At 41.8% G+C, this 18,732-nt stretch carries 16 protein-coding genes and 1 pseudogene; 6 read left to right on the top strand and 11 right to left on the bottom strand.

Translation table 11 applies throughout. From position 1 onward, the window contains the following. Positions 1-206, top strand: a pseudogene (locus H6G92_RS30065) (photosystem II q(b) protein); the annotation flags it as partial. Positions 207-329: 123 nt separating this feature from the next. Here H6G92_RS30065 and H6G92_RS30060 read toward each other — a convergent pair. After that, positions 330-479, bottom strand: coding sequence for a PsaJ protein (locus tag H6G92_RS30060; protein ID WP_190899310.1), 150 nt, complete (start codon positions 477-479; stop codon positions 330-332). Positions 480-1,008: 529 nt separating this feature from the next. Here H6G92_RS30060 and H6G92_RS30055 point away from each other — a divergent pair. Then, entirely contained in the window at positions 1,009-1,578 is a 570-nt protein-coding gene (locus H6G92_RS30055) for a cysteine hydrolase family protein (RefSeq protein ID WP_190899309.1), read from the top strand. Between the two features lie 28 nt (positions 1,579-1,606). Here the strand turns inward: H6G92_RS30055 and H6G92_RS30050 are convergent, their stop codons facing one another. The 9 genes from H6G92_RS30050 to H6G92_RS30015 all read right to left on the bottom strand — a co-directional run bounded on the left by H6G92_RS30050 (position 1,607) and on the right by H6G92_RS30015 (position 10,790). After that, a complete protein-coding gene (locus tag H6G92_RS30050; RefSeq protein WP_190899307.1) occupies positions 1,607-3,787 on the bottom strand; it encodes a CHASE2 domain-containing serine/threonine-protein kinase in 2,181 nt (726 codons plus the stop codon). Between the two features lie 168 nt (positions 3,788-3,955). Beyond that, the gene (locus H6G92_RS30045) at positions 3,956-5,989 is read right to left on the bottom strand and encodes an FHA domain-containing protein (protein WP_190899306.1); all 2,034 of its coding nucleotides are present in this window, start codon (positions 5,987-5,989) and stop codon (positions 3,956-3,958) included. Continuing rightward, positions 5,986-6,168 (bottom strand): DUF6760 family protein, encoded by a 183-nt coding sequence (locus H6G92_RS40915; protein WP_083782463.1) that lies wholly within the window; start codon positions 6,166-6,168, stop codon positions 5,986-5,988. Before H6G92_RS40915 ends, H6G92_RS30045 begins: the two co-directional genes overlap by 4 nt. Next, positions 6,132-6,515 carry a phage tail assembly protein gene (locus H6G92_RS30040; RefSeq protein WP_190899305.1) on the bottom strand — a complete coding sequence of 128 codons (384 nt, stop codon included), beginning with the start codon at positions 6,513-6,515 and terminating at the stop codon, positions 6,132-6,134. Before H6G92_RS30040 ends, H6G92_RS40915 begins: the two co-directional genes overlap by 37 nt. Before the next feature lie 307 nt (positions 6,516-6,822). Beyond that, a complete protein-coding gene (locus H6G92_RS30035; protein ID WP_190899304.1) occupies positions 6,823-7,170 on the bottom strand; it encodes a hypothetical protein in 348 nt (115 codons plus the stop codon). Positions 7,171-7,181: 11 nt separating this feature from the next. Further along, on the bottom strand, positions 7,182-7,676 hold the full coding sequence (locus tag H6G92_RS30030; protein ID WP_190899303.1) for a phage tail protein: 495 nt from the start codon (positions 7,674-7,676) through the stop codon (positions 7,182-7,184). Positions 7,677-7,698: 22 nt separating this feature from the next. Further along, positions 7,699-8,154, bottom strand: a complete 456-nt coding sequence (locus H6G92_RS30025) for a phage tail protein (RefSeq protein ID WP_190899302.1) — start codon at positions 8,152-8,154, stop codon at positions 7,699-7,701. A gap of 104 nt (positions 8,155-8,258) precedes the next feature. Continuing rightward, on the bottom strand, positions 8,259-9,920 hold the full coding sequence (locus H6G92_RS30020) for a phage tail sheath family protein (protein ID WP_190899301.1): 1,662 nt from the start codon (positions 9,918-9,920) through the stop codon (positions 8,259-8,261). 30 nt (positions 9,921-9,950) lie between these two features. Next, positions 9,951-10,790: a Pvc16 family protein gene (locus H6G92_RS30015; RefSeq protein ID WP_190899300.1), complete on the bottom strand. Its 840-nt coding sequence runs from the start codon at positions 10,788-10,790 to the stop codon at positions 9,951-9,953. Between the two features lie 743 nt (positions 10,791-11,533). Here H6G92_RS30015 and H6G92_RS30010 point away from each other — a divergent pair. From H6G92_RS30010 to H6G92_RS29995, 4 genes are all read left to right on the top strand, one after another. Next, the gene (locus H6G92_RS30010) at positions 11,534-12,508 is read left to right on the top strand and encodes a sensor histidine kinase (protein ID WP_242059360.1); all 975 of its coding nucleotides are present in this window, start codon (positions 11,534-11,536) and stop codon (positions 12,506-12,508) included. Positions 12,509-12,586: 78 nt separating this feature from the next. Further along, entirely contained in the window at positions 12,587-13,267 is a 681-nt protein-coding gene (locus H6G92_RS30005; RefSeq protein ID WP_190899298.1) for a response regulator transcription factor, read from the top strand. Positions 13,268-13,310: 43 nt separating this feature from the next. Then, positions 13,311-15,446, top strand: a complete 2,136-nt coding sequence (locus H6G92_RS30000) for a substrate-binding domain-containing protein (protein ID WP_190899296.1) — start codon at positions 13,311-13,313, stop codon at positions 15,444-15,446. Next, positions 15,424-16,083: an FHA domain-containing protein gene (locus H6G92_RS29995; protein ID WP_190899294.1), complete on the top strand. Its 660-nt coding sequence runs from the start codon at positions 15,424-15,426 to the stop codon at positions 16,081-16,083. The genes H6G92_RS30000 and H6G92_RS29995 overlap by 23 nt, the downstream gene beginning before the upstream one ends. 284 nt (positions 16,084-16,367) lie before the next feature. Here H6G92_RS29995 and H6G92_RS29990 read toward each other — a convergent pair whose 3' ends face one another. Beyond that, the gene (locus tag H6G92_RS29990; RefSeq protein WP_190899292.1) at positions 16,368-18,557 is read right to left on the bottom strand and encodes an eCIS core domain-containing protein; all 2,190 of its coding nucleotides are present in this window, start codon (positions 18,555-18,557) and stop codon (positions 16,368-16,370) included. Between the last annotated feature and the right edge of the window lie 175 nt (positions 18,558-18,732).

Below are 18,732 nucleotides of genomic sequence, written 5' to 3'. Positions count from 1 at the left end.
TGGCGTTCAACTTGAACGGTTTCAACTTCAACCAATCAATCATTGATTCTCAAGGTCGCGTTATCAGCACTTGGGCTGATGTAATCAACCGGGCTAACCTGGGTATGGAAGTAATGCACGAGCGCAATGCTCACAACTTCCCCTTAGATTTGGCTGCTGGTGATGTTGCTCCTGTCGCTCTGACTGCTCCTGCTATCAACGGTTAATTCTGAAGTTTAGCTAAATCAAAAAGCGCTCTCCCAAATTGGGAGGGCGCTTTTTAGTATCAACGAGAATATTACTAGCAATGAAATAGTTATGGTAATGGTATTACATCATCACCACTCATCTCATGGCATAGGATGGAAAAGAAGATCGGGGAAAAAATAATTAAAAATCGCCCAGGTAGAGAAGGCAACTGATATCGAAATAACAGCAAGAACAGGAGCAAGGGAAAGGTACTTAAGGAAATAACCTTTTTGGTCGTTTGGTTTCTGCATATCGCACTCTGTAATCAATTAGTGAATGTCAGTTGAACTAGCGCGGCTAAACGAGAATTTATTTGTCTGCGTTGCGTTTGGAAACTCCTATATAGAATCACAAGTTAAAATTTGTCTTACAATCTAATCATAAGAACGAATACTTCATGACACTTCTAACCAAAGACTGGATAAATATTAAATTAATTAGTAATCTGAAATACAAAAAATTATTTGTTATTACTAGTTATATAAGAATCCGACTTGAATTTTGAAAGCATACTGATCTGAAAATAATAGTTTAGTAAAGCTTTTATACTCACCACAAACATTAGGGATATAGAATCAGCTTGACCTATTTTCAGATGTTTCACTCAACCCAATGGGTAATTTGCATTCTCAATTATAGCCGTTCTCATTTACGTCAGGTACACCCGTAGGGGCGGCAGTGCCGTGCCCCTACACCTCGTGATGTAATGTTGTACCGCATCTGAATGGGAACCGCTATATCACAATCGATTTTTATAAGTTAGTAAGGAGAATAATCAAGATGAAACGAGCCTTATTAGTAATCGATGTTCAGAATGAATATTTCACTGGAAAACTGCCAATAAGTTATCCATCAGGAAGCCTAGATAAAATTCTTCAAGTGATGAATGTTGCTAATGAGCGAGGTATACCTGTAATTATCGTAAGACATACACAGCCACCAGAAAACTCTGCCATTTTTAAAAAGGGAAGCCCAGAATGGGAGCTTCATCCCGAAATTACCAAACGTCCATATGATCTACTGATTGAAAAAAGTTTGCCAGGAAGTTTTACAGAAACTGAGTTAGAGGCTTGGCTTAAAGAGAGGAATATTGATACTGTGGTAATCTCTGGATACATGACTCAAATGTGTTGTGATACAACTGCTAGACAAGCCTCCCATCTAGGTTTTTCTGTAGAGTTTCTTTCTGATGCAACAGGAACCCTCGCCTTCACAAATAATGCAGGCGTTGCTACTGATGAAGAACTTCATAGGGCAACTTTAGTTTCTCAAGATACCTTTATTAGTAAGGTAATAGATACCTCTAAATGGATTAACAATCTTGAAGATCCAAATGAAGCCCAATTGTAAATTTTTGGGTAGTGGCTCAGACATAATACTAGAGACTTTCGAGAGTTTTGAGTACCTCTGCTGCCGATTGATATCGTTGAGTGAAGTCGAAATGTACCATTCTATTTAAGATAATAACTAACTCGTCTGTTGCCTCAGTTAATTCGCGCCAATGTTGCCAAATCTGTTGATTGGCATCAGCTTCAATTTGGATAATTATTTCACCAGTATTTGTGTCTCTGCGAAATTCTCTGGGATCTACTCCAGTTAAACCTTGTATTCCCATGATTCCCAACGCATAAATATCGCTGTTGAGTTTTGGCAAACCGCTCATTTGCTCAGAAGGTGCATAATTAGGAGTACCAATTGAAATGGTCTGAGCTTCTTGCTGCTGAGGCTGAATTTGCTTAACAGCGCCAAAGTCAATTAAAACAATGTGCTGATCTGATTCTCGCCTAATCAAGTTACTAGGTTTGATATCTCGATGGATAACGCCATAGCTGTGAACAAAAACAAGCACGTGTAAAACTTCTTTGAGTATCTCCACAACTTCAGCTTGTTTTAGTCGCTTCCCAGAGGTTAGCTCTTTGTCCATAGCGTGCCCTCGAACAAATTCTTGCACTAAAGAAAATTGCCTATTTTCTTCAAAAAAAGCTAGCAATTGGGGAATTTGTGGGTGCTTACCTAAAGTTTCTAAAATTTCTGCTTCAGCGTCGAATAAGCGCCTGACAACATTTAAATATTCTGCATCTTGGCGGGGAGGTCGTAACTGTTTAACCACACACTGCGGATTACCAGGACGCTGGATATCGTCAGCCAAATAAGTATTGCTAAATCCTCCAGAACCCAAGGGTTGAGTAATTTTGTAGCGGTTGTTTAGTACTGTGCCTAGTGCAATTTCTTGCCCGATGGAATCAGTAATTACAGTTGGCGCTTCATTTGAGGCGTTGCCGCGTTGCCGTAAAAGGCCTTGCAATTCCACAATTAATTGTTGGTGTTCTTGAACCCGTTGGGTAATTTCTTGTTGCTCTTGCTTAGTTTGATAAGCACTATAGGCAAGGACACTCCCGGCGGTAAATACTAACCCCAGCGCTGAAGGTACTACTGGAAACCATCCAGCTTGGGTAAAAATGACATAATTGCCTCCAAATAACACTGCAAGGGCTGTTGCTCCTGCCAATCCTAAGCCTAGTGGATGTTGAATCCGCGATACCAGCAACCCACCAACTACAGTCCATCCCCATATCCAAAGGACTTTACCCCACTCAGGCAAAAACCAAAATAGAGGCTGTTTGTTAAGAACAGCACTGAGAATTTGACTAACGCTGTGGGCATGAATTTCAATTCCTGCTATTTTGCCGGAATTATCTGATTTACCAGTAGCAAATGGCGTATTAAAAATATCATTTAAACTATTGGCTGTTGAACCAATCAAAACGATGCGGTCTTTGACCAAATCTGGTTTAACTTGATTTGCAAGTACTTCTGTAATAGTTACCTGTTGGGCGACCTGATGACCAGAACGGTAGTTAAGCAGGATTTGGTAGCCATTAGTATCCGCTTTCTGATAACCACCAGCGTTACTTTGCAGGGGCTTAAATACGGTATCTCGTAGTTGTAATTCCTTTTTTGGGGTAAATTTTAGTTGGATGCCTCCAACTTCTAAGTATTTGAGTGCTAGTTGTAAGCTAAAAGAATAAGTACTTTGGCAAGAATCGGACTCCTCTGCACTTACCAATAATAGGTTGCGACGAATTGTCGCATCAGTATCTTCTACGACATCATTAAATCCTACTCGCTCTGCTTCAACCCCCTGTGGGGGAGCTATTCCTGGATTGTTAGAACCAGAATGTTTGCAGATAGGAATGATGATATCGCTCTGTTGTATGCGTTGCAGTAGCTTTTCATGACCAGGTTGCACTGGTAAGTCACGAAATATATCTAGACCAATGGCTCGCGGTTCATATTCTTCAAGTTTGCCCAACAGCCGTTCTAGAAGTTCACCAGATAGGGGCCAATTCCATTTTTGGATATCTTTTTCAGTTAAAGCAACAATCAATAGACGAGAGTCTGGGCCTGGGTTGCCACGTAATTGCATCATTTGGTCGTAGACTTTCATTTCTAGAGGCTCGAAAACCCCAAGTTTTTGAATGCCCACTAATAAAATTGTAGCGATCGCACTTGAAAAAATAACTGGCTGTCTAAATAAACTTTTTAATTTTGCAAGCATTTCTTTAGATAAGTTTTATTTTAAAATATACATATTTTTTATCCTCATTTTCAGCATTGAAATTATTCTATGCAATTTGCAACTTTTCACAAAAAATAGCAATTAAATACCAAAATACCCAACTCCTTTAAGGAGTTGGGTATTTTGTGGTTCATGAATAATTTAGTACTAGTCTACTATCGGTTTCAGGTAATGCACAATCGCTTCTGCTGTTGGCAAATTAGTTGCCAGTAAAACTTGATTAATAGTACATAACCTTAACAGTGCTTCTTCATTTGCTTGACCAGGTTGTGATTGCAGCAAATCTCTTAGGAAAATAACTGCTAAAATTTCTCCTGCTCCAACCAATGAAGCAATTGTTTGATATCCTCCAGAAGTTGGTGCGGGGGTTTGTTGACTAATAGTTATGCCCGCCTGTTGATGTAAGACTTCGCTAATTGATGGCCACGTAATTGTAAAGCTCTGCGAGAAAAATTCCTGATGTTGAGAAACAAATTCAGCAAGTTCTGATTTCTTGCTTTCGTGAGCGATGAGTACTATGTTTCTTTCAATGATCATTTGAGAAGGCTCACTTATATTTGTTTCTTCTGAAGTTTCATCAGATTGAGTTGCTTCTACTTCCGAAGCCTCTTCAACAGTTTGACTGATGCTCTCAGTAGCTCCACTCTCTGTTGTTTCCAAAGATTGAATATCATCTGAGTCAGAGGCTTCACTTACTGGAGCGACATCATCAACAGTTGTATTACTCAAATCAATGTATTGATTGTTGAAAACTTCCGCAACAGTATTATCAGGCTCCGTCAATGCTTCAGAAACTTCGCTTCCTGTTTCATCAACAGCAAAACTAGGTTCTACTTCGTCAACCTCTGCACTGTCTTCTGCTGTAACTGAGGTATCTAAATCTACTACCTCATGACTGTTATCTTGTGTAACTTCACTCTCCTCTTCTGGTACTTGGCTCAATGCTTCTTGCGGTTGAATGTTAGCGTCTTCAGGAACTTCGCTGATAAATTCGCCGAAGTTTGCGCTTACTTCTTCCGCGACTGGTGTATCTAAATCTACTACTTCATTTTCATTATGAGTAGCTTCGGGAACGGTACTCTCCTCCTCAGATACTTCGCCGAAAATATCACGCGGCTGTACGAAGGTGACTTCTGCTGCGAGTGCTGCCTCGAACTCTGCATCTTCATCGGAGGTAGCTTCGGGAACAGAACTCTGTGAAGGAATTTCGTTAAAAATATCACGCGGCTGCACAAAGGTGACTTCTGCTTCTAGTGCTGCCTCGAACTCTGCATCTTCATCAGAGGTAGCTTGTGGAATGGCACTTATATCACGCCGTTGTACGAAGGTAGCTTCTGCCGCCAGTGCTGCTTCAAAGTCTGCATTTTCGTCGTAGGTAGCTTCTGGAAGAACACTTTCCTCTTCAGGAGTTTCAATTATGTTTTCAGGTGCAGCGATCGCATCATCAGCTACAGTAAAAGAAGCTTCTGAGTCTTCGCTAACTTCTGGAACTTCTACTTCCTCAGCATCTGCGCTGACTTCTCCTGCAACTAATGTATGCAAATCCCCAATTTCATCATGAACATCATCTGAAACTTCGCTAACTGCTTCTGGTGACTGAATGATGTTTTCAGGGGTGATTACCTCAACAACCGCGATGACATCATCAGGTTGAATAGAAGCTTCTGAGATTTCGCTGGTTTCTAAGGAAACAACATTAAGTTCAGGTGTTTCTACTTCTTGAACAATTGGCGCTGGAGCTTCGTTAACTACTTCTGGGGCTGGATTAGCAACGTTGGAAGGGCTGACATTTTCAGGCGATCGCGGCCGAGAAAACAATGAAGGATCTATAATTCTAAAGACTGTCTCTGGTTGCTCATAAGCGGGAGCAACTGCTTCTAAGATCAAAACGTAATCTGCAATCCTAATAATATCTCCATCGCTTAAAGAATATGGTCGATCTTTTTCAGCTTGTTTCCCGTTAAATATTGAGCCATTTCTACTGCCAAGGTCGCAGAAGTAGTAATTTCCACTTTTAACAAAAAACTTAGCATGTACCCGACTAATATCAGGGCTATCTAAGACTAAATCAGAATCAGGAGAACGACCTATTAGCCATTCTCCTCTGGTTGTATTTTCTAGGGTAAGGTCAACTTCATTGATTTCACTTAGATTTGGTGAGTAGCTAACTTTTACTTTCATATTAATTTTTGGTTAATTTTATTGATTTCTGCTACCCAGCGCTGACGGGTAGTGTGTTCTAAATTTAAAATATCATCTTGTGACCAGTGAAAATGATAAGCAATAAAAGCTACCTCCTCATACAAAGTATCAGAGGGGTAGCTTACGACTCCCCCGCTAGTTCTAGCTCCACTGAAAATTGATTATTGCAGTGAGGGCATTGTGTCGGAATGTGTACATTGCCTTGTTGATTGATTCGATTGTAAAATTCTCGGAGATAGGCAATGTCATGTAAGAGCAGTCCTTCGAGTAAATCAGGACTAACAGAATTGAAACTGCCCAAGCGAGTGATAACCCGTGCTAGCATCACCAAAACACCGTAAGCCTGATTTTCCTGAACTCTGCGCTCTTGCTGCACCAAAATTTCATCTTTGGCGGTGGCTAAACGCATCACCCCATGACGATGTATTCGGTGTTCACTATCACTCAGTCCTCTAGGAAGAGTGAAGGCAAATTCTGTGCATACAGTATCTTTCTTACGGGGCATAGGTAATTAAAATAATTCGTAATTCGTAATTCGTAATTAAGTTTTGTAACGGGGATTTAGACCCCGCCACAGAACTTGCCGCGACTGGACTGACATGTACTGAGCCTACGTTGCCCTGAGCTTGTCGATAGCGCAGCCTATCGTAGAGAAGGGTCGAAGTAGTGCTCGCCGAACGTCTTGTTAGTTGCTTTTTACTTAAACCCACGAAATTAGTTAAATTTGGGCATTGGGCAATAATCAATAGTTCTTTTTCCCCATCTCCCTTATCTCCCTCATTTGCCTCATCCCCCGATACCCTATGCCCAATTCAATTATGAAGAAGCGGTTCAGGGGAATTTATTGTATCTTCTGGTATGGAAGTTTCGCTCTCCAAGCCATTGATTCGACGGTACAAATCTTGGAGGTAATTTAAATCTTGGGCAAAAAAGTTTTCCACTATTGCAGGAGTCACTTCTGATAAAGCACCCAAGTGGGTAATCACTCGCGCCAAGATAATAATTGTGGCATAAACGGGATTCGCTTTAACGCGTGGGTCACGCAAGGGTGCAATCTCGTCTATCGCCGTTGATAACCGCATTACACCTTTGCGGTGGAGGTTGCCTTCAGAGTCTAGATATCCCTTAGGCAATGTAAATTCAAACTCTGTTGGAAACATAGTCCTCCTAATTACTTCACGCGCTTAAATTCCTCAAAAGCAACTTCCACCTCCTCAATTTCGATGTCATGGCTGCGGGCGTTGACATCGGCAATCTTATAACTTGCAGGCCAAGCACCAGCTAATTCAAATCTAGCTACTTCTTGATTTGCCTGATTATAAATAGATAAAGCAACAAGTCTACGTTGCTCAGACCAATTACCCTTTTCGACTTTTTCAAACCACTTCCAAAAATCCATAGAGTTGGTAGTACCTCTACGCAGAGTGAGATTACCACTCTTAGGATTGCTAGGAAGCTTAGTTCTCACCACCTGGCCTTTTGACTGCCCTTTTGTACCCCAGGTTTGAGAAGTAACTTCAGAAATTTCAATTACCTCTTGTGTTCTTTTGAAGCCTTGACACTCCAAAAAGAAGCAATTGGCATCGTTTTGACCTTCTAGTTTCAGTTCTAAATAGAACCGATGGGCTGTAAGAACTTCTGGAATTCGGCTTGCGGATTGTACCACTGTTAATTACTGCAAATACTAATTATTTGATCCGTTTAATTCCTTCATGAACCAATTCAATGGTTTCATTCGCCATATCACCACCAGAGGCAGTTAAGGTAGGCCCAGTGTATTTACAAGGATAACAATTGACAATGTTCCAGCGTGCTTTTTCAGAGCCTTGTTGGTCATAAGCAACTACCGAACCAGTCTTACGATTCTGTGCCCACTGACGAGGGTCTCCCATATCTTCGTTACACTTTTGATACCAAGTATAAAGGTCTATATCATCAGTGGCGATGACTTTTACTGTGATGTTAGTAAATTTAACAACAGTTGGTGTAGCTTGACGCATTAGTTTAGCGCCTTTAGATGAACCGTGGACTTCTTGGGCTGGAGTATTCTCAACGCCTAGTCCACTAATCTCTTTGATGAATTTATCCGTAATTCCGTCAGCCTCGAAGTAAAATTTACAAGAGGTTAAAAATTCGCCTGCCATACTTTTAGACTCCTTTGTGTGTAGTTAATTAGGGAGATGGGGAATGGGAGAGACGCGATAAATCGCGTCTGTACAAGAGTTAAGAGAATTCTTGGTGCAATGCCCTATTCGCTGTCTTCAATGCCATTCCATTGGCTGATGCGGAAAACAACAAACTCAGCCGGTCTGACGGGGCAAACACCGACTTCAATGTATAAACGTCCTAAAATCCTGGTTTCTGGTGGGTTCAATTCTTCGTCACATTTAACATAGAATGCTTGTTCTGGTGATGCTCCAAACAAAGCACCTTCACGCCAGATGCGTTCTAAGAAATTGCTGACGGTGCGGGTCACACGTGCCCACAAATCTTGGTCGTTCGGTTCAAAAACTACCCACTGAGTTCCCAGTTCTAGGGATTTTTCGATATAGCTAATTAGTCTACGCACACTGATGTAACGCCACTCTGTTTTATCTGGCTCAACTAAAGTGCGTGCGCCCCAAATGCGAATACCTCGGTTGGGGAAGGTACGAATACAATTTATCCCAAGAGGGTTTAATAGTTCTTGTTCGCGGAAGTTTGTGTCATAACCTAAACCAATTACACCTCTGGGAACTTCATTTGCAGGTGCTTTGTAAACTCCTCTGGTTTCGTCAGTGCGGGCCCAAACACCCATTACATGACCACAAGGAGGTACTAAAATTGGATTACCGCGATCGCGTGGATTAGGTACTTTAATCCAAGGATAATAAAGGGCCGCAAACATCGAACGACGGTTAAATCTATTCAACCACTCAACTACTTGCTGGGGTTTGACGGCATCCGGTGGCGCATCAAGTACAACCATGCGGTTGGGTGGATTGGGAATATCGCCACTGGCAGAACCCTCACACATACTAATCATCAGCTCGATGATGCCGTGGACTTGATCTAAATTCAGCACCTGCTCTTGATAAGCCCGCATCACATCAGGACAGGCTAGCATTGTGATTTCATCAACTTCAAAGATACCGCGTACCCCGGTGCGATCATCTCGAACCCCTTCTAAATTTTGCGAAAATCTATCGGGTGGGGCGGCAACAATGGGTGGTGCTAGTTCATATTGACCATTCACGGGACGACGAGCTAAAGGCTGTCCACTTTGAGTTATGTCTTCTACAGTGACATACATGGAATTTCTCAATGCCGCCAGCGCATAAGTAGCGACTTGAGCATTAGGTTCGCGGTTCATGCTCAAGTTCTCGTATTGCTCTAGAAGCTCATCTCCCCGACGAATTTGGATGGTGAAATATTCACCCGTATTTGGAGGCGCTTCTCCTTCAGTACCTTCTGGTAGGGCGCGGGGTGAACCATCAATAATAACGATATTTACTAATCCGCCTGATGCTTGCTCAGGACGCAAAGTAAAGCGGAGAGCAGGACGATTACCTCTAGAGTTGATTCTGAGGGTAGCCGGTTCTGGAGTTGCGGGTCTGGGTGCGCCTGGTAACTGAGTCCCAATGCTTGTTACCCAGCAACGACCGCCACCATTCATAAAGTAGCCGTAGACTGAAAAAGGTAAATAGGCGTTGAAGTCGGTGAACCCATCAGAGTTAGGACGGGCAAAGTAGTTGAGATATTGTGTCCAAGTGGTTACTAGCATGGGCTTGTATAACTCAGCCCCACCGCGAACATCTTCTGTAAAGCCTACAAATCCGGCAACTGCCGTACTAACACCTTCAATTGGTCGGCTACCTCGGTCAATTTCTTCAATATAGACACCGGGAGCAAAGTAATCAAGTCTAGCCATGAAAGTCTCTCCAAGTCAGTAAAAATCTAATTATTCGGGAGTTAGAAATATTTCTTTGAAAGTATGACTTTGGTTATCTACCAATGCGTTGACGTTTTGGGGTAGATAGCCAGGATGATTCAGAGTCAAAACATAATTACCTAAATGAAGGTCTTCAAAGAAGAACAGCCCTTCTTTAGTGGTTAATATGGACTTTTCAGTTCCCCTCACAGCCACTTCTGTCGCTACCAACGGCAGATTTGTCACCGCACTTTTGACAATACCTGCGATCGCAACTCGTCTAGTTACTACTAGACTGTCAGTATCACGAGACAATTGATTTCGCAAATTGAAAATTCGCTCCCAAACCAAAGGTACTGAAGTAGGTTGTGGCTCGAAGGGTATTGTAACTGTCAAATATAAGGCTGAACGCAACGGTACATTGAGAGCGCTCCACAAAGAGCCAATCTCAATTGGTGGCTCTAGGGCAACTGTCAGGTTCAAATTACCATAGCCTCGTAATTCAGGAACCAAAAACTCCTCTTCCAAGGTGCGATGGCGCAACAGTACGGTCAACGCCTCACTGATAAAGTGATGCTCACCTAAAGCTGTTCTATCCCAGGCTGTTAATAGCAGCGAAACATCAAACCAAGCAGGTGCCCAATTTACAGTAGCAGGTTGTAAAGCGCGTGTTAGCTTGCGTTCAACTTGCCTGCCAGAATGTTGTACCTGCTTACTCTCACGTATATCAAAAATGTATAAATTGAGAGTCGGCCCTGCTCCCTCTTCCCTTCGATTACCAGGATGGCTAAAGTCAATTTGCTCTGTACTGGTAAGTGAGGTTCCTCCAGCTAGAATTTCGGCTAAAGTTTGAAGAACAAAGATAAGCATGAAGGTGTTCTGCTGGTAGCTAATCCAGATGCATCTACAGTATATGTATCAGCCTTCTAAAGTTAATTAGACTTTTGTCGATATTTTTGGATTGGGGCATTGGGCATGGTGAAGAGGACTTGGGGACAAGGAGAAAGACTTGTCGCAAGCTCTCGCTCAAGTCACCTTTTCACCTTGTCTCCAAGTCTCCCCTGCTCCCCTAAAATCATGAGTAAGAAGGCTGGAAAATATTATATTTTCAAGAATCCGAAAAGCAGCAACTTCAGTTTGTAGATTAGTTTGGAGTAGTTTTTCATTGGAAGCACTACATTTTTTCTGTAAGGTGTGATGGATTTCCGTAGGCTAGGGCTAACTACGAACCAAGCATTGTTGTCCTTGCCAGTTTATTACTGAATTAAGTGTTACAGATAAAATTACTGCGTACTTATATATACTTAGAAAAAGGAGAAGGATCTGTGAATATAAGCTTAATAATTCTTTGTATGAATTATCTAACAAGATAACTTAACAAAAAAATAAACATTACTGAGACTGCATAATTTTATACTGGTCAGCAGAAGAGTAAAAACATTTGGTTGCAAAAAGCGAGTGAAGCTATGACACTAGGCTTTTCTATACAAAAACTAGAGAATGGCTCGAATTATTTGAATTCCTCAGACATCCAAAGCTTTTGTCAGCTAGAGTCTGAGCAGTTAACTAGTCAGTATCCAATTTTTTTCGCTCGGATTGTCTACCATGATTGCTTGCTGAAAAATCATCAGGAAGTTATACGTTATGGTCAAGGCCAAGCTCCTTTTTCTCCAAAAACTTTAGCTTATTTGCGCTCAGAAGCATGGCTGACAGATTTTCCACCTGCTTTGACTTTACATGCATTTAAACTTAAGGATTTTTCATCCATTTCTTACATTTGCCCCATAGCCTATAGAAATCAAAAACCTGAATACATCCAAATCATTACTAATGAACCTCTCTCAGAAAGTTTGCAATTGTATGTAAAACGCTCTGCCATGATCCTGAGTAAGTATGTAGATATTTATTTAGACTATGGAAGACAAAAAACTGAAATTCAACTATTGGAAGATATCCTGCATCGAGTAGGTCATCAATTACGTAACTCTCTAGGACTTATAGGATTGTATGCACATAATTTATGCTTAGGTTTAGAGGATAGCCCTTGGCAAGAGCAAGCAACAATCATCGGCGAAAGCATACAAGATTTAGATACTAATTTAAATGAGCTTATTGATTGCGGACAAGGTGCAAAATTAAGGGTAACACTTCAAGACTTAAGAAGCTTGGTAATTGAAAGTATCACAAATTTACAACCTTTAATTAATCAGAAACAAGTTAAAATATCAATTCCCGACACATCGACGATATTGAAAATAGACAGATTACAAATGAAACAAGTATTTGACAATATCCTCAGTAATGCTGTTCATTTCAGTCCTAATTCAGGAACTATTACCTGTAGCTGGCAGATTTTCCAAGATGAAGTTTTAATTAAAATCTCAGATCAAGGGCCGGGATTATCTAAAGAAGATTTACAAAAAGTATTTACACCATTTTATTCCCGGCGTAAGGGAGGTACAGGGCTGGGTTTAACTATTGCTAAAAAAATTATTTTGGATCATCAAGGAAGTATCTGGGCGCAAGTTTTATCAGAAAGTGGAGCACAATTCTCAATGATTTTGCCTCGACCGAGGAGTGTTAATTAATTCGTAATTCGTAATTCATAATGACGTTCTCTACTAGATGCTAAAAGCGAACATGAACTCGCTAATGTAATAAAAAAGATGGCTAATGATAATAAGAAACTTTCGGTTTTGCTTGTAGATGACGAAGAACGGTTTCGTCAAGGGTTACGTACTCTCTTAAATTTTTATAGTATTAATTCTGCATTACCTGTAGAAGTTATGGGTGATGCGGATTCTGTGGAGCAGGTTTTAAAGTTTACAGCCCAGAAGTGTCCAGATTTAATTTTGCTGGATATGCAATTGAAAGGATGTGATGGAATTACAGTTCTGGCACGTCTTAAAGAAACTTCTTACACTGGAAAGGTTTTAGTATTGTCGGCTCATCAAGAAGATGACTGGATTTTTAGAGCAATGCAGGCGGGAGCCGCAGGTTATGTGTTTAAAAATCGTGTAGCAACACAATTGTGTGAGGCTATTGACACTGTAACTAGGTCAGAAATTTATCTACCTTCAGAAGTTGCTAGTAGATTTTTCCGGTTTTTTCAGGCTTATTCAGACTCTTGTGTGAAAGCATGTCATGAGGTGCATTTAACAGAAAGAGAGCAAGAAGTTTTATACTGGTTAACTCAAGGTGCTTCTAATGAAGAAATCGCTAAACATTTATATGTAACAGTTGCTACTGTTAAGGCGCATCTCACAAGTATTTTTGAAAAATTGAAGGTTACTAGCCGGACTCAAGCTATTGTGGCTGCCCTCAAGTTAGGATTAGTTCACGCTTGAGTGCGACAGAAGTAATCGGCGCAATTCACGAAACTCTTTGTATATGGCTTCATTTGAATCTTTTTATCAAGAATACCCCTGCTCGTACAATTCTCCCTTAAGTTGCGATCGCCCCTTCCAAACGGCACAGCAAATCAAGGGCGCTAAGTTTTGCTTGGAATGTGGTTTTCCAGCAACTTTACCGCAGGAGGCTGAGATTAAAGGAAGTCAAGGGACTTATCAAATAGCTAGTTTTGTCGGTGTGCGGGGTTTAGGCCGCTTATACTCAGGTATCCAACTCAAAGACAAGCAGCCTGTCATCATCAAAGAATACCTGCTACCCAACCGTTGTTTTAATGAAAGCGAGACTCTGAAGCGAAAAGAGACTTTCAAACGGGTAGGTGGGATCAGTTTAGCCGATAGTAGAATTCAAAACTTCCGTCTTGTCGAAACGAAAGAAGCGATCGCTGATGAAAAAGGAGAACGCTGTTATTTAATTACTAAAGGAATAGAGTCATCCCAAACTTTAGGCAAATATCTCATAGAGAAGGGGGCAATGACATCTACTGATGTGCGTGAGGTACTAAATCAAGGTTTACAAACTCTCCAGTTTCTCCACACTCAAAAGCTGCGTTTTCCCTCAAACCAAACACAACTGGGTATAACTCACGGCAACATAAATTTAGATAGTACCTTAATTAAGGTAGAAAACAATCAAAAATTTTCTATATATTTTTGTGATTTAGCTATCTGGGAAAACTTATTTATTCCACCTATTATTGCTCAACCCGCGCCTGCCAGACCTGAACAAGATTTAGAATCATTAGGATTGCTAGCTTTTTATTTATGGGCAGGACGGACAACTAATTTTTTATCCAACCAACCTCTCGATCCTAGAGATAATCAACAATGGCCAGATACCGATAGCCATTTAAAGCGGTTTCTTTATCGCCTAATTGGATTGGAAACTCCTTTCGAGAATGCTGAAGCGGCTCGTCAAGCACTACTACAACTTCCTAAAGAAGATCATATTAATAGTTCAGTGCGATCTTCCTCTGGTTCTCAAGTAGTAGAAAAGCGTTTGCCAATGCCTTTAATTCTGCTAGGGATTCTGGCTTTATTACTACTTGGCGGAGGAATATTGTATTGGCTTTTGGGCAAGAAAACAGATAGTCCTAATCAGTATATACAATGGTCTAGACTTGTGCGGAATTTCTCCGAAGTTCCCAACGTTCCTTCAGGACAATTTACTTATACAGGAGAAAAAGACAGTACATGGAGCTATGTTTTGACACAACCAGTTGACAACAGTCGTTTAGGAGATTTATTGACCAGACCAAAGCCAGATGCAACAGCAACATTTAACTATGAATCTGTTTTATCAGCAAATTTAAATAATCCGATTAAAAGTATCGAAGAAGTCCAAACAAACAAAAAAGATTTTGCAATTACTAGTTTGGTAAATCAGATTACAGATAAACTGACAAAAAAAACAGTTGCTTATGATGGATTAATTGTTTTTGTCGCATTTAATAAAAGAGACTCAAATCTTGCTAATGCTCTGGGGGGGCAAATAAATATTGAGCAATTGCGTAAAATTTACACAGGTAAAATTACTAATTGGCAACAAATTAGTTCCAAACTTCCAAATCTGCCCGTGAAACCTTTTGCCCCGACTGAACCGGAAGCAATCAGTAAATTTCAAGAAATAGTTCTCAAAAATGCCCCTCAGGACGAAGCTTTATTTACAGCGAAAGTTACTAAACTTGATACAACAAAAACTCAAAATCAGATCCGCAGTGAGACTTTGGAGGGGCGAACCACTGGTATTATTAGTTTTGGCATTATCAGTAAAACTTGGAAACAGTGTACTGGCTATCCGTTAGCGATCGCAGATGGCAAAAAGTCAGCGATTCAACCTCTGTTTCAAAGGCGCGATCGCCGCTCAATTAATCCCTCAGATGATTTGTGTCAACATGATGATTATTATGTTGATGTCACCACTTTCCAAAGCTACCCCTTGGGATACCCTATTTTCGTAGTGTACCCTAAAGACAGCAGCCGCCTGCCTGGTGGTTCTACATTTGCCCAGATGCTAACCACTCGTCAGGGTCAGTGTTTACTTAGTAAAGTAGGTCTTGTAGCTTTACAACCTATGCCTGATGATATAAATTCCTATGCCTGCAAATCGGTGCCCTAATCCCAGTTGCGAATATTTTAACCGCGCCCTGCCTAACAATGCTAAGGTTTGTCCCTGGTGTTCCACTCCTGTGGGTAATGTAGTTTCCAATACACCACAACCGCCTAGTCAACCACCGTCTATTCAACAACAACCTAGTCAACCACCACCCAGTCAACAACCACCTGTTCAGTATCAGCGACCAGCAACAGACCAACCTAACTACCAAGCTCCCCAACAAGCTCCTGTTGATTATTCAACAGTTTATCAACCACGGGTTTCCTATCCACCAACACCGCCTGTTTACACTCCCCCACCTCAAAGAGCGCCACTTTTAAAGCTGATTCATACTACCGGGAGAGAATTTAATCTCGTTGGGGAAGGAGGTTATATTGGTCGTCGCAGTCAGAGTCCAGGAATAGCGCCGCCAGAAATTGACTTGACCGGCATCCCTAGTGAGGGAATAGTTTCTCGTCGTCATGCGCGAGTCGATTGGGACTGGTCGCAAAATGCATACATGATTGTTGATATGAGTACAAATGGTATTTATTTAAACAACAATCCTCTAACTCCTGGGATGCAATATCGCCTGCTTAATGGCGATGTACTGCGATTTGGTCAGGATAATCTAGTCAATTTTACGGTGTATGTTGTGTAGTAAAACTTCTTGCTAATGCACTAGGGTTGCAAAAAGCTGGCAAATTTCATAGGGTAGTTGATCGATCAACTACCCTTCAATTTTGGCGAGAGTCACCATAAATTAACCTGAGTTTGACACTGCAATTGGTTAATGCACGCCACAAGAATTTGGAAGATGGGCGATCACACTAAATTAATTTTCATACACGAGCGATCGCAAGACTATTAAGACAGTCGCTACGTCTACGTTTAATGCACTATTTTAAGCTTGCCACGCCACGACAAGATCGGTGATCGCTCTTATCAAACCTTATTTCGCCCCTTAATGGCCGCTCCATATTGCGCCACTGACGCAAACATAGCGTTGGTGGTGCATCTGCCCCACATATACCCCACTTTGTGAGCATCGTACTTATGTTCTTTCGGGACACCACCTTTTTGTTCTTCATAGCCATTTTGCTCTGTTATTGCTTCATACGGCTGCGCCAGATTACCTTTGTCTTCTCGTGCCTTAATCCCGCGGTTATATCCTGCCAAAACGTTTTTACCCGCTTTAGCTCCGTCTTTTCCTGCTTCTTTGCCGTCATCATAGCTTTCCCCCTTCATCCCTTTCTCAAATCCCTTCAGGTATGATTGTATTCCTATGTCTGTAACGCTCTTACTCGCTTCTGTGTCGCCCTGCACAGCCTTTTCTATCTCAAGGAATGTTGTTGACACATCGCTGGCTCCGTGGTGGACGACCTCTATGACCCATTCCTTTTTCACTCTTTCTATATACAACTCTCTACTTTTAGTTGTACTTTCCGGGAATTCGTATTTTCCCTTCGGTCGTATTTGGGTCGTTTTCTCCGGGTTTTGACTTACACCTCCCTTCGCATAATCATTCACGATGGGGACTTCTGCCGCAACCTTCGCTAGATCTATCTTTAGCCTGAATCCTCCCCGCGTCTTGAATAGCGCCCCTTTATTACTACGAACCTGCTCACGTGATGTTGATGTCAGACTAACTCCACTTTGATAAGGTCCGCTGCCTTTCCATTGGTGCAACACCGCCACTTCCTCCCATGTTAGGTCGCTTTTATTTCTGTTGTTTCGTTTCGATACTCCTTTCCTATTTTCTAAGTGGGCGATCTTTTGGGGAGATGTGTTGTCTGCTTCGCCCGCACTCATAAACATCTGATAACGGCCGGTAAGTTCACCGCTCATGACAAAATCCATCATCTGGTGGTAGTTCATTTCGTGATACGCATACCGACGCGTGTAAACCCCCCGCGCATCTTTGATGTATTCCTTCTCTCCATTTTCACCAGTTTCACTTCCCTCTTCTAACGCGTTCTTTTTCTTGTATATCTCTCGCATGGTTGAACTTGCGATTCCTTTCCCCTCGTACAGTTCTTCTTGCGTATCTATAAGCTCACCTATAACCACATCTTTGTTCTCTTTCCCCTCTCCCACCGTGACTAATAGGATCTGATTATCTTGGATTTTCACTATGGGTTCTTTGCTGTTTTTTGTCAGTGCCTCCACTAAGAGTTCGCGCTCATCCTTTATTTCGTCGAGTTTGTTGGCGTAGTAAGCCGGGAATCCTCCTTTCCCTTCCCGATCCGGCAGCGTTTTCTCAATTTCTGTCTTCGCTAACTTACGTGTCTTCTTCGCTTCCTGCCAACAAAATTGCAATTTCTCCCACGCCTCTTTATTCTCTTTATCATTTATCCGCTTGAATCCTATCTTGTTTCCTCCAACGCCTTTCCTCTGTAGCACTCTGCTTTGCTCAGAGTACTTCGGCAGGCTGCCACACTCACTGAATTCCCCTTTTGCGTCCGTTCTCTGAGTCGCCTTAGCCTCCTGCTGCACAACATGGGTCAACTCATGGGCCAACAACTCCTGTCCATCCCGGCTCCCAGGATTATATTCACCCGAACGAAAGAACACATCCTGTCCCGTCGTGAAAGCTCGCGCCTGAATTGACCGATTCAACTGGTCAGACTGACCATCTGTATGAACCTTCACCTCACTGAAATCTGCGCCAAACGCCTGTTCCATAGGTTCGCGGATGTTGTCTGCGATCGCCTGTCCCCCACCCCTTGCTTGGTTAATAGACGCTTCCAGGTCAGGCGCAGCACCCATCCCAGCCTCAGCTTGACACTGCACCATCGGCTTCATCTGTAATTCTTCCTCATCCTCTGGCAATGCTTCTCGTTGGATAGGTTGGTGATTTACAGGTTGCGCCATTGTTTGCATTACCTGCTGTGCTACGCTATCAGCTTCCTGTTCATAAATATCTCCCGGCTGGCTAATTGAGAGTTTTGCTTGGCTACGCAGTAGTATGCGACTGATATCGTGAGTAACTGGTTTATCGAGTGGTTGTATTTCAGGAACCGCTTGGCGTGAAATTGCCGACGACTCCAAACCAAATCTGGGTGTCGGGTATTTCAAGGATGGGATTGAGAAGTCTGTAGTAGTTTGTTTCTTCCGGCTGACATATTCTCTCATTTCCTTCTCCTTATACCCAAGCTGTAACTATATGTTTTGTTGTTACTAACATTTAGAGTACAGCGATCGCACTTATCAAGCAATTCACTCAAAGTCTAAATTTTCGGGAAATCCATTTGATAGTATCGGGCGAATGCTTGACTTTTAAAACAGTTGCTAAAAAAGCGGACGCTAA

Source organism: Nostoc foliaceum FACHB-393 (genome assembly GCF_014698505.1).
In the GTDB taxonomy this organism is placed as follows: domain Bacteria; phylum Cyanobacteriota; class Cyanobacteriia; order Cyanobacteriales; family Nostocaceae; genus Nostoc; species Nostoc foliaceum_A.
Note: the sequence above shows the minus strand (reverse complement) of the source record. Positions and strands in the feature narration are given on the sequence as shown.

What these genes read in the sequence shown, in the direction of transcription:
- H6G92_RS30060 (WP_190899310.1), bottom strand. Translation starts at nt 479, where the DNA reads ATGCAGAAACCAAACGACCAAAAAGGTTATTTCCTTAAGTACCTTTCC.
- H6G92_RS30055 (WP_190899309.1), top strand. Translation starts at nt 1,009, where the DNA reads ATGAAACGAGCCTTATTAGTAATCGATGTTCAGAATGAATATTTCACT.
- H6G92_RS30050 (WP_190899307.1), bottom strand. Translation starts at nt 3,787, where the DNA reads ATGCTTGCAAAATTAAAAAGTTTATTTAGACAGCCAGTTATTTTTTCA.
- H6G92_RS30045 (WP_190899306.1), bottom strand. Translation starts at nt 5,989, where the DNA reads ATGAAAGTAAAAGTTAGCTACTCACCAAATCTAAGTGAAATCAATGAA.
- H6G92_RS30040 (WP_190899305.1), bottom strand. Translation starts at nt 6,515, where the DNA reads ATGCCCCGTAAGAAAGATACTGTATGCACAGAATTTGCCTTCACTCTT.
- H6G92_RS30035 (WP_190899304.1), bottom strand. Translation starts at nt 7,170, where the DNA reads ATGTTTCCAACAGAGTTTGAATTTACATTGCCTAAGGGATATCTAGAC.
- H6G92_RS30025 (WP_190899302.1), bottom strand. Translation starts at nt 8,154, where the DNA reads ATGGCAGGCGAATTTTTAACCTCTTGTAAATTTTACTTCGAGGCTGAC.
- H6G92_RS30020 (WP_190899301.1), bottom strand. Translation starts at nt 9,920, where the DNA reads ATGGCTAGACTTGATTACTTTGCTCCCGGTGTCTATATTGAAGAAATT.
- H6G92_RS30015 (WP_190899300.1), bottom strand. Translation starts at nt 10,790, where the DNA reads ATGCTTATCTTTGTTCTTCAAACTTTAGCCGAAATTCTAGCTGGAGGA.
- H6G92_RS30005 (WP_190899298.1), top strand. Translation starts at nt 12,587, where the DNA reads ATGGCTAATGATAATAAGAAACTTTCGGTTTTGCTTGTAGATGACGAA.
- H6G92_RS30000 (WP_190899296.1), top strand. Translation starts at nt 13,311, where the DNA reads ATGGCTTCATTTGAATCTTTTTATCAAGAATACCCCTGCTCGTACAAT.
- H6G92_RS29995 (WP_190899294.1), top strand. Translation starts at nt 15,424, where the DNA reads ATGCCTGCAAATCGGTGCCCTAATCCCAGTTGCGAATATTTTAACCGC.
- H6G92_RS29990 (WP_190899292.1), bottom strand. Translation starts at nt 18,557, where the DNA reads ATGAGAGAATATGTCAGCCGGAAGAAACAAACTACTACAGACTTCTCA.